This window comes from Reichenbachiella sp. (assembly GCF_039944555.1).
Lineage (GTDB): Bacteria > Bacteroidota > Bacteroidia > Cytophagales > Cyclobacteriaceae > Reichenbachiella.
Window position 1 is genome coordinate 1 of sequence record NZ_JBDUYN010000002.1, and the last position, 6,883, is coordinate 6,883.

General features: G+C 39.7%; 6 protein-coding genes. 2 read left to right on the plus strand and 4 right to left on the minus strand.

The window, feature by feature from the left end:
* Window positions 1-609: RHS repeat-associated core domain-containing protein (locus tag ABJD64_RS01360; RefSeq protein WP_348181981.1), on the plus strand; the 609-nt coding region annotated here is incomplete at its 5' end.
* A gap of 75 nt (window positions 610-684) precedes the next feature.
* Window positions 685-1,260 carry a hypothetical protein gene (locus ABJD64_RS01365; RefSeq protein WP_348181982.1) on the plus strand — a complete coding sequence of 192 codons (576 nt, stop codon included), beginning with the start codon at window positions 685-687 and terminating at the stop codon, window positions 1,258-1,260.
* 66 nt (window positions 1,261-1,326) lie between these two features.
* Here the strand turns inward: ABJD64_RS01365 and ABJD64_RS01370 are convergent, their stop codons facing one another.
* The 4 genes from ABJD64_RS01370 to ABJD64_RS01385 all read right to left on the minus strand — a co-directional run.
* Window positions 1,327-2,814 (minus strand): GH3 auxin-responsive promoter family protein, encoded by a 1,488-nt coding sequence (locus tag ABJD64_RS01370; RefSeq protein WP_348181983.1) that lies wholly within the window; start codon window positions 2,812-2,814, stop codon window positions 1,327-1,329.
* 38 nt (window positions 2,815-2,852) lie between these two features.
* The gene (gene lptB / locus ABJD64_RS01375; protein WP_348181984.1) at window positions 2,853-3,584 is read right to left on the minus strand and encodes an LPS export ABC transporter ATP-binding protein; all 732 of its coding nucleotides are present in this window, start codon (window positions 3,582-3,584) and stop codon (window positions 2,853-2,855) included.
* Window positions 3,585-3,643: 59 nt separating this feature from the next.
* Entirely contained in the window at window positions 3,644-5,335 is a 1,692-nt protein-coding gene (gene recJ / locus ABJD64_RS01380) for a single-stranded-DNA-specific exonuclease RecJ (RefSeq protein ID WP_348181985.1), read from the minus strand.
* A 330-nt stretch (window positions 5,336-5,665) separates the two neighbouring features.
* A partial coding sequence (locus ABJD64_RS01385) for an RHS repeat-associated core domain-containing protein (RefSeq protein WP_348181986.1) occupies window positions 5,666-6,883 on the minus strand: 1,218 nt, incomplete at its 5' end.

Genomic DNA, 6,883 nt, shown 5'->3' on the forward strand with positions numbered 1-6,883 from the left:
TCCTGCGAGCTCACATTGAATAGTTCTGGCCAAGTGGAAAGCTACGAATCCTACAAACCCTACGGGGATATAGCCATCTCTTTTGGCAAGACAAGCCAACAGCCCTACAAATACTCAGGCCAGGAGAAAGATCAGAGTGGCCTCTACTACTATGGCTTCCGTAGCCTTGATCCGGAGATTTTCCGATGGACAAGCCCCGATCCGACGGGTCTGCAAGGCAGTGGCCTCAATTGGTACGTTTTGGTCGGCCAAAATCCCTTGACGAGGAGGGATCGTAATGGTTTAGGCCCCTTCCCATTTAAGAGGTTATTTGGAGACTTTGCGAAACAAATGCTTAAATCAAGCTTTATTGGTATAGGTGGAATAGGTCTGAATCATGTCAATGACAGAAAAAGAGGGCTTCAAAAAAATGATGAACAAAATTTAGCTTTTGGCACTATAACAACAGACTACTATGTAGGTATATTGAATGTGGAAACAGACAGCAATTATTATAAAACTCAAACAATTGATGAGAAAATTGAACTCGTGACCGGAGCGATTAGTGCTTTTAACAAAAAGGTAGTCGATGATAGAAGTGTAAGAAACAGTAATAATATTTCTCGTTAAATATTTGCTGCTCCAGAGTATGCTTTTACGTCTTCAACAGAGAAGAAAAGAACATTGAGTTCAAATCAAAAAATTGTGAATCATTTTCACGAAGTTGCTCAACAATATACTAATATGATTATTGTACCGGGGACAACTGTGTGGTATGATTCTAAAACAGATACGCTGCGAAATCAAGCGCTTGTTTTTTATAATACAAGAATTTTCTTCCAAGACAAGATGTGGGAATCAAATGAAGCTTTAAAAATGGACAAAGGAAAAGACGGCAAGCGACTTGGCCTATATGGTGCTACAACATATAGGAACGCCAAGGTCAGATCGAAAACTTGGAACGTAGATGATTTAGTCGTGGGCGTGGAAATATGTTTAGATCATAAAAAAGCAGAAATGCTCCAATATTTAAATATTAAAGAAAAAAGCTTGGATGTTCATGTCATAGTAAGCAACAGTATCAATTTTTATAAGGATAATACTAGACTTAACAAGGGAGGGATTGTTCTTCATGCAGACGGGGGTTTTAATAATAGCGCAGCTTATAAGAAAGGTGATCATGGAAAAATAGAAAAACAAGAAGAATATGCTATTATTGGGGATGAAAACGAGAGCAATGTCGAACTACTCATTTATAAAATAACAAAAAATGGCAGGTAAAATTGGTTTAGCGTACTTACTGGCTTTGTTTAATTTTAGGAAAACAAACTTATGGTGAAGTAGTAATCAAACTTTGATCATCGCCAGAATATCATCCAAATACTCACGATCATTAGCTAGTCTAGGCACCTTGTTTTGTCCACCCAGCTTACCCCTTTTTTTCATCCATTCATAAAAAGTTCCAGGCTTAGCTGAATGTAGAATTGGCATTTTTAGGGCGATATCTTTGTATCGTTTTGCATCGTAGTCCGAGTTGACCTCTCGGAGCTTTTCGTCTAGAATCACCGCAAACCTTTCCATACTATCCGGGCATTTCTGAAACTCAATTATCCATTCATGACCCCCGCCAGATTTGTTTGTAAAATGGATGGGCGCAGCTGTGAAGTTCTCTATCACAGCTCCAGTGATTTCACAGGCATCAGTAATGGCTGACTCAGCATTTTCGACTACCAACTCTTCACCGAATGCGTTGATGAAGTGCTTGGTCCGTCCAGCTATTTTAATTCTAAAAGGACTGATCGAAGTAAACTTGATTGTGTCACCTATGCTGTATCTCCAAAGCCCTGCATTCGTACTAATTACCATAGCGTAAATTTGCCCTAATTCTACTTCATGCAGCCCAAGAGTTTTTGGACGTTCATTTTGAATTTCATCATAAGGAATAAATTCATAAAAAATACCGTAATCCAGCATCAGCAACAATTCATCAGAGTCAGATCGATCCTGAATCCCAAAGAAGCCCTCAGAGGCGGTGTAGGTTTCCACATAGTTCATCTGATCCGATGGGATCAATTGCTTAAACAGTGAACGATAGGGCCCAAATGCAACCGCGCCATGAAAGAAAACCTCCAGATTGGGCCAGACCTCCAGGATGTTCTTGACACCCTTCATTTCCTTGATCCGCTGTATAAGTGGTATGGTCCAGGTGGGAACTCCAGAAATATTAGTGACGTTTTCGTTGGCTGTGGATTCTGCCATTTTCTCTAGTTTTTCTTCCCACTTATCCATCAATGCCACGTCTAACGATGGGGTCCTTATAAACTGTGCCCAGATGGGTAGATTCTGCATAATCACCGCAGATACGTCACCATAATGTGAGTTATGCTTTGGATCTAGTTCATTCACCTGATGACTGCCGCCGATAGCCAGTCCTTTGCCTGCGAACATTTGAGTGTCTGGATTGTTGTTCACATAAATGGAAATCAAGTCCTTTCCACCTTTGAAATGGCAATCATCCAAAGCTTCTGCCGAAACTGGAATAAACTTACTTCTCGCATTAGTGGTACCTGATGATTTGGCAAACCATTTAATTTCTGTTGGCCATAGCAGTTTCTGCTCTCCCTTCATGCGACGTTCTATATATGGAAACAGCGCCTCGTAGGCCTGAACAGGAACGGTCTGCTTGTACTGATCGTAAGATTTTATGTTTTTGAAATCATATTTTCTCCCAAACTCAGTGTCCTTAGCCGTATGTAGAAGTTTGGTAAAAATTTCTTTTTGTACGTCATGAGGATACTTCATGAAAAGCTCCATTTGATGGATGCGCTTTCTCATGACCCAGGTGAGGATGGAGTTAAAAAGAGGCACGTGAGTTAGATTTTTCTTTTTAGTTCGAAATGTCTACCAAGGTACACCCGTCGGACTTGTTCATCTGCAGCTAGCTCCTCGGCTGTTCCCGACTTCAATAACTTCCCTTCAAACATCAGGTAAGCCCGATCAGTAATGGACAGCGTTTCCTGCACATTGTGATCAGTGATCAATATGCCAATGTTTTTGTTTTTCAACTGTGCAACCACCATTTGTATTTCTTCTACGGCGATAGGGTCCACTCCAGCAAAAGGTTCATCAAGAAGAACGAAATTGGGGTCAATAGCTAAAGCCCTAGCAATTTCTGTACGGCGTCTTTCTCCTCCCGATAGCGCAATACCAAAATTATTACGCACATGGGTCAGGCTAAACTCTTCCATGAGCGCTTCGGCTTTTTCTTTTTGTTCCTTTTTGGTGAAGTCTTTCATTTCCAGAACAGCAAGAATATTTTCTTCCACCGTCAACTTTCGGAAGACAGAAGCCTCCTGAGCCAAATATCCAATGCCAAGTTTGGAACGTTTATACATTGGAAGGTCAGTAATGTCCTGATCATCCAAATATATCTTGCCGCTATTCGGTTTGATCAACCCTACGGTCATATAAAAGCTAGTTGTTTTCCCAGCACCATTGGGGCCCAGCAAACCAACGATTTCCCCTTGGTCAACCTTTACGGAGATGCCATTCACTACCGTTCTGCTCTTGTATTTCTTAACTAAATTCTCTGCCCTCAGTTGCATTTGTTGTACTTACTTTAGCGTTCAGCAATTTTAATGATAATAATTCAATTTAGGTCGCCTCACACTCTTATATCCTTCAGCATCAATTGCAAAGTAGTTTGCCCCATATAGTGATTCTCTTCGATGGTATAAGCAATGTCAAAGGGAGCGTCCAATTGATTGTGAAAATGGCCTAGATTGAACCCTATTACATCAAAATTATTGGAAGTACCTGCCTGACTAAGGAATAGCTTCAGGTGTTTCTCCTTGAGAACCCTGGCCTCTTTTTTCAGAAATACATTTTTACTACAAAATACAGGTTGCATATTCCTAGGGCCAAAAGGACCCATTTGTTTCAAAATCCCAAACATTTTAAAATCAATGTCGGCCAGTTCGATTTCCATATCAACATCAATTACAGGTGTTTTCTGCTTTTCCTCAATCATTTCTGAAACAGATTGCTCGAATGCTATTTTGAAATCATCCAATTTGTCGTGAGTCATTGTCAATCCAGCAGCATACTTATGTCCGCCAAATTGGATCAAATGATCGCTACAATTTTCTAACGCACTATATATATCAAAACCATTAACCGATCGGGCAGATCCTGTTATCTGTCCATTGGATTCGGTCATTATAATAGTGGGTTTATAATAATGCTCAATACACCTGGAAGCTACTATTCCTATTACCCCTTTATGCCAGTCCTTTCTAAAGAGCACTGTACTGTGTTTTTCCGTCAACTTGTCTTCTTTAATCATGTCAAGAGCTGAGGCTGTTATACTCTCATCATAGTTTCTTCTCTCTTGATTTTCCAAATTGAGCTTTTCGGCAAAAACATAAGCATCTTCTTTGGTTTCTTGAGTTAATAAGTCTAGTGCCGTCTTTGCATGTCCTATCCTTCCTGCCGCGTTAATCCTTGGGCCAATACCAAATACGACATCAGATATACTTAGTGGGGTTCTCATATTTGCTTTATCTATAAGTGCGGCAAACCCTGGAAGTGGAGAATTGTTGAGCTTCTTCAAGCCAAACCAAGCCAGTAAGCGATTTTCCCCAGTAATGGGAACAATGTCCGATGCAATACTTACCGCCACCAAATCGAGAAGTCCAAGTAGCTTATTGTCATCAATCCCATTTTGGACGGAAAAGGCTTCGAGTAATTTGTAACCTATCCCACAACCGGATAGTTCATCATAGGGATATGAACAATCTGACTGTTTGGGGTCTAATATGGCAACTGCTTCAGGAAGAGATGTTCCAGGCAAATGGTGATCACAAATGATGACATCAATTTCATGACCCTTGGCAAATTTGACATTTTCTGTGGCGCGTATACCACAGTCAAGTGTGATTAGCAGCTGTATATCATGATCTATTGCCCATTGTATCCCTTGTCGGGAAACCCCGTACCCTTCGGTATACCGGTCAGGTATGTAAGTAAATACATTGGGCGAAAGGTCCTTTAGAAAATTGTATGCTAATGCGACGCTTGTGGTACCATCAACATCATAATCCCCATAGATAAGAATTTTTTCTTCTTCAAATATAGCTTGCGTCAATCGCTCTACGGCCTTGTCCATGTCCTTCATTAAAAAAGGGTCATGCAGGCTACCCAATTCAGGCCTGAAAAATGATTTGGCCTCGGCCATGTTTTTTATTCCTCTCTGAAGTAGGATGGCACAGAGAACATCATGAATATTGAGTTGGCTCTGAAGCTCTTTGATTTGGTTTTCCTCTGGGCGGCTTTTGACAATCCAGTCTTTTATCATATCAGCAAAACTATTCAAGTAATTATCACAAGTGGTTAGAGTTTAAAAGAATATAAATTTAGTTTCCTAATTCATTCGATCTTTTTTTTACGTTATTTAAAAATCAGAATGAGGAAATGACTTTGTATTAAGAAAGCCCCAATCGATTTTTGTTTGGTGATGATTTTTTTAGATTGGCCATTGTGGCACTGCTTTGAGATTTCACCAAAGATCTACTTACATATAGAAGCTCTTAAATTCCAGAACTTTGTATTTGATAAGATAACGGCTAAGAGGCTGGAGTTGAGTATTCAGCTTAAATATCAGTTATCTGCATTTGGTTTGTTGTCGTTACTTTTTTAATTCAACCGTAATTGCTCTTATCAATCCCTGACCATCCTCCGAACTTATACCTTGAATAGAAATGTCTCCTATTTTTTTGCTTGAAATTTTCGAAATACTTTGAGCTCTATTGCCTAATATCGTTTCTTTCAAAAATTGTTGTTTTTGCTGCCCATTAAGTACCGCATCATTATGTATGCTCATTTTCCTGGTTACGAAATTGACAATTTGCTTATTTAAGATACCCGCATACACAATCGCATTTACTCGCGAGTGATCCATTTTTTCCACTATCCTGGAATAAAACTCATTGGTGGTGTAATTGACACCTGCTCCAATGGAATAAGCGTAATCAAATACCATATTATCATGTTTCGTTATTGACATTCGATAGGTTGCTACCTCTTTGAATTTTGGGTTTTCCTGATATCCCGATATTGTGGGTTGTTTCCCTAGTGCTTTAAACGAAATACTTGCTTGATCTGGCCTGATTACATTTTCATAAAATGTAATATCATTGGCTTCAATATTAGAAATGTGCATGTTAGTATCATCGAATTCTATTTGATCTAATTCGATAGGACCTCTTCCTAAAAAGGTTGCCTCGATTGAGCTCTTAATGGTTTTTCTTATCCTTTGCTGTTTTTGGGGGTTATTTTCAAGATCCATATCTGATGTGGTAGTATTAAGAAAATGTTTATTATAGGCATAATTTAGTGCTGTATCAAAGGTCTGCTCCATAAAATCTTCATTGTCCAAAGGTTTATTGGCATAATTTCCTTGAAACAATGCTATTCCATATTCTTTTTTTATTCCTTCTGTTATCTGGTGGAAGTTATTAAGATGAGAATAGTGTGTTATTCTTCTAGCAGCTATTATGCTGAGGCTTCCCTGTTGATTAATTCTTTTGCTTAACCGACCCATAAAAATGTCAAATGGCCCTAAACCAAATTCATCCCTCATAGTTACAGGATTTCCATTCACCATGGCGTACCAGTTCAAACCATTGCCTCGGATACCAGCTGGGTTTGGGCTCATCCAGCGGAAGTTGGCAGGCAGGTAGCTCCTGAAGCCATAGTAGTATAAGCCACTCTGATCTTTCTCCTGGCCTGAGTATTTGTAGGGCTGTTGGCTTGTCTTGCCAAAAGAGATGGCTATATCCCCGTAGGGTTTGTAGGATTCGTAGCTTTCCACTTGGCCAGAACTATTCAATGTGAGCTCGCAGGA

Excerpts from the sequence above, each read along its gene's own strand:
- ABJD64_RS01370 (WP_348181983.1), bottom strand. The coding sequence starts at position 2,814 with ATGAGAAAGCGCATCCATCAAATGGAGCTTTTCATGAAGTATCCTCAT.
- recJ (WP_348181985.1), bottom strand. The coding sequence starts at position 5,335 with ATGATAAAAGACTGGATTGTCAAAAGCCGCCCAGAGGAAAACCAAATC.
- lptB (WP_348181984.1), bottom strand. The coding sequence starts at position 3,584 with ATGCAACTGAGGGCAGAGAATTTAGTTAAGAAATACAAGAGCAGAACG.